The organism is Lacticaseibacillus jixiensis (genome assembly GCF_042847315.1).
In the GTDB taxonomy this organism is placed as follows: domain Bacteria; phylum Bacillota; class Bacilli; order Lactobacillales; family Lactobacillaceae; genus Lacticaseibacillus; species Lacticaseibacillus jixiensis.
In genome coordinates this window covers 1-1,034 of sequence record NZ_BAAFPR010000097.1, presented here as the reverse complement: position 1 = coordinate 1,034, position 1,034 = coordinate 1, and the positions used below count along the sequence as shown (strand labels likewise).

Below are 1,034 nucleotides of genomic sequence, written 5' to 3'. Positions count from 1 at the left end.
TGCATCAAGACGATACCTCTTTCATTAATTGTGTAGGAACTTTAATGATAACAGGTCGTATCGACTTGGTGTTTTTTATTTTGTCTGAGTGCTAACGATAGTGGCTAACTTGATTGTAAAACGCGGGTCACAATGTCTTTAGACATTTAACAGTGAAAATAATGCCCGTATTGTCAATCTAAGTGCAACAGTTTCTAGTGGATGTAAGCTGATTCCTGAGACAACTTTTAAGAGAGGGTATAATGAATAAATCGTCGCTCAAAAGGAAGGAATTTTTACATGCCAACTCGTTACGACAAAGAATTCAAACAAAACATTATCAACCTATATAAGCAAGGCGAATCAGCTGCCCAACTGGCCAGAGAATATGGCATTGGCTATTCAACAGTTCATAAGTGGATCCAGGGCCAGGCCAAAACTCAATCCGGTAAATCGCCAGACGAAATCAAAGCGATGGAAAAGCGACTGGCTTCGCTGTCTGAGGAGAACGAAATCCTAAAAAAAGCCCTGGGCTTCCTTGCGCAGAAGTAACCAATATCTTTGATTACATTCACCAAGAAAGCCATCACCACCAGGTAACCAAGATGTGCCGAATCCTCGGTGTTTCCAGAGCTCAGTATTATCATCATCGATCCCCAAAGCCTTCAAAACGCCGGGCCGAAGATGCGGACTTGAAACAACGGATTCTGCGGATCTTTGCGGAATTTAAGCAGCGATACGGTGTTATGAAGATCCACCATGAATTGAATCTGGAACTTCAACCACTGCAGCTTCGGTGCAGTCCACGACGGATTTCCCGGCTCATGAAGGAACTGGATATCCACTCCGTTACCGTCAACCTGGATTATTCACCTCGGTATTGGGGACATGAAATCGCATCTGGCCGGTCTGAAAGCAACGTTTGGATCGTTGCGAATACTGACTGAGCGGAGAAGTTGGTGATCGATGCACCACGAACAGACCGACCCAGTTTTCGGCTCGACGCACGACCTATTCAGTTATTCAGTTCAGGTCGCCAACTGATGGACTTCGTC

General features: G+C 45.0%; 2 protein-coding genes. Both read left to right on the top strand.

What is annotated here, in order from left to right:
- Nucleotides 1–279: 279 nt before the first annotated feature.
- Nucleotides 280–531 (top strand): IS3 family transposase, encoded by a 252-nt coding sequence (locus tag ACGG90_RS15645; protein ID WP_002816285.1) that lies wholly within the window; start codon nt 280–282, stop codon nt 529–531.
- Nucleotides 532–584: 53 nt separating this feature from the next.
- Nucleotides 585–926, top strand: coding sequence for an IS3 family transposase (locus tag ACGG90_RS15640; protein WP_390410738.1), 342 nt, complete (start codon nt 585–587; stop codon nt 924–926).
- The last annotated feature ends 108 nt before the right edge of the window (nt 927–1,034 follow it).

Bases quoted from the DNA above. Each gene is read 5' to 3' on its own strand.
- ACGG90_RS15645 (WP_002816285.1), top strand. From the start codon at position 280: ATGCCAACTCGTTACGACAAAGAATTCAAACAAAACATTATCAACCTA.
- ACGG90_RS15640 (WP_390410738.1), top strand. From the start codon at position 585: ATGTGCCGAATCCTCGGTGTTTCCAGAGCTCAGTATTATCATCATCGA.